The sequence below is a fragment of the Arthrobacter sp. SPT-J7 genome, assembly GCF_059089965.1.
Window position 1 is genome coordinate 1 of the sequence record NZ_JBNHFF010000343.1, and the last position, 2,514, is coordinate 2,514.

The following is a 2,514-nucleotide window of genomic DNA, read 5'->3' on the forward strand; positions in this document are numbered from 1 at the left end:
GCCGGGCGAGCGCCGCCGAGCGGGCAAAGCTGACGTCGCTCGCCGCGGACCTGCGCCGGCTCGGCGAGGCGGGAGAGCTCGAGGCATTCCTGGCGGCGGACATCGAATTCCATTGCCTGCTGCTGGAGAGCTGCGGCAATGAGATGTTCCTTGCCCTCGAAGGCATGGTGGCCGAGGTGCTCACCAGCCGCACCAAACAGGGGCTCATGCCCTTCAAGCCCCGGAACGAGGCACTGCAGGCGCACGAGGATGTTGCCGCTGCGGTTGCGGGCGGCGACGCTGTTGCTGCCGAGAACGCGATGCACCACATCCTCGATGAGGTGCGGAATGCGATGGGGCTGCGCTAGCCGAATGCAAGAAAAAGCAGGGCCGGTCGGTGACCGGCCCTGCAATGTTGCCAGATGTGTGGCTGGGGCCGGCAGATCAGCCGGCATCCCGCCGTCGTACGTCCTGCCGCTTACCTCTGCCGAACACTACAGTCACAGCAGCGACGCATAGGACTCGCTGGGAAGGTTGCCTGCGGACCACGGCTGGGTGGAGCGGAGGTCGTGCGTGTGCCCCCGGTGACGCCGGCCGTCTGTCAGGACGGTGCAAACGGTAGCGACGAGAACCCAGAGAACAAATAGCAGCAAGCCAATCAGTTCCATTGTTTTGTGCCTCTTGTGAGTGTGGCGGATTTGGTGATTTGAGTGTGTGCGGGGGGCGTGTGAGCAAGCGTGTGAACGCCGCAGACGCCGCGAGCGACCGGCGGTACCATGAGCCGTATGGCCGAGAATTGGATTCGGCTCCTCGGTCCCCCTGCCATCGAGTCACCCGGCACAACTCCCCTGCAGCCCAGAGGCCGCAAGGCCTGGGCGGTGCTTGCCTACCTCGCGCTGCAGACCGATGGCACCGGCAGATCCCGCACCGCGTCGCTGCTGTTTCCGGACGCCGCCGACCCCCTCGGGGCCCTGCGCTGGAATCTGTCCGAGCTGCGGCGTGCCCTCGACGGCGTCACCGTGTCCGGCGATCCTTTGCGGCTGGAGCTGCTGCCGCCGTGGCGCTGCGATGCCCTGGAAGTGGTGGACTCAGCCACCACTCCTGCCCTGGAGCCCCGCGGCTTCACCGGCCAGTTGCTTGAGGGGTTGTCCTTCGCAGACTGCCCCGTCTTCGATTCATGGCTGGCGGACCAGCGCTACCGCCTCGATAACGTGGTCCAGTCGCTGCTCTACGAGGCAGCGCTGGCAGCTCTTGCTTCCGGCGCTCCCGGGGAGGCGGCGGAACTTGCAACCCTGGCTCTGGAGAGAAATCCCTTTCACGCCGACAGCAACGCCGTCCTGGTCAAGGCGCTCGTGGCTTTGGGCGAGCACCGCCGGGCCCGCGAGCACGTCACCAAGTCCGGCGACCTCTACCGGCAGGAGCTCGGCCTGCCGCTGCCCTCGGAAATCCGGCGGGCACTCGCCGCTGCGGCTCCGTTAGCAGATCCCGGAATGCCGGCAACCGAAGCGACGGTGCGCTCCTATCTTGACGCGGGCGGTTCGTCGCTTTGGGCAGGGGCGGTGGACCGGGGGCTGGAACAGCTGCGGTTCGCAGTGGTGCTGGCCCAGCGCACCGGCAACGGCCACCTGCTCGCCGAGTCCCTGGTGACGTTGTCCGCGGCGCTGATCCACCAGGCGGGCGGCCGCGGCGCTGAGGTGGCGGACCTCCTGCACCGTGCACTGCAGGCAGAAGGGACCGACGGCGCCTCCCGGACTGCCGCTGCTGCATACCGCGAGCTGGGCTACCTGTCCGTGCAGCGGGGTGTGCCGGACCGCGCTGCCGGCTGGCTGGACCGGGCGATGCTGGCGGCCGAGGGCTTCCCCGACGAACAGGCGAGAGTCCTGGCGATCCAGGGCATGTTGGCCTCAGACACCGCACGGTACGGGAGCGCCGTGACCGCGCTGACGGAGTCCGGAAAACTGGCTAAGGCTATGGGCAACCGCCGGCAGCAGGCGTTCAGCGAGGCACTGCTGGGCCGTGTCCGGTTGCTCCGCGGGGAGCTGGATCAGGCGGCCGCGTCCCTGGACCGGGCACTCATCTTGATTGCGGAGGAACACTGGACGGCCTTCGAGCCTTTTGTGGCCGGGGTGCGCGGAGAGACCTACCTGGCCGCCGGGCAGCTGGAGCAGGCAGCGGCCATGATTGACCGGTCCTGGGTGATGGCCGAACTGGCCGGCGATCACTGCTACATGGCTTTGGCCGCCGGGGCCGAGGCGCGGCTGTTTATGGAGCACGGCGATCTCACAGCTGCCGAGCACTGGATAGACAGGGGCCTCGCACCCAAGCCGTGGTACCTCTGGTATTCGGCCCGCCTGCTGGACACGGCGGCAGAAGTGTCCATTGCCAGCCGGTCACCGCGTGCTGCTGCTTTTGTGGAGAAGCTGGCCGAGCTTGCGAGCCGGAGCGGGATGCGGGAGTTCGTGGTGCGGGGGCAGTCCCACCGGGCCGTGCTCGGTGACGAAGCGGCAGCACAGGCAGTTCCCTGGCTGGCGAAGG

At 68.0% G+C, this 2,514-nt stretch carries 3 protein-coding genes; 2 read left to right on the plus strand and 1 reads right to left on the minus strand.

Annotated features, from left to right (window positions below):
- On the plus strand, positions 1-347 hold a 347-nt coding region (locus AC5RWX_RS32405), incomplete at its 5' end, for an FCD domain-containing protein (RefSeq protein ID WP_494100274.1).
- Positions 348-479: 132 nt separating this feature from the next.
- On the opposite strand, the gene AC5RWX_RS32410 is transcribed toward AC5RWX_RS32405, so the two are convergent.
- Entirely contained in the window at positions 480-647 is a 168-nt protein-coding gene (locus AC5RWX_RS32410; protein WP_494100275.1) for a hypothetical protein, read from the minus strand.
- A 117-nt stretch (positions 648-764) separates the two neighbouring features.
- Here AC5RWX_RS32410 and AC5RWX_RS32415 point away from each other — a divergent pair.
- Positions 765-2,514: AfsR/SARP family transcriptional regulator (locus AC5RWX_RS32415; protein WP_494100276.1), on the plus strand; the 1,750-nt coding region annotated here is incomplete at its 3' end.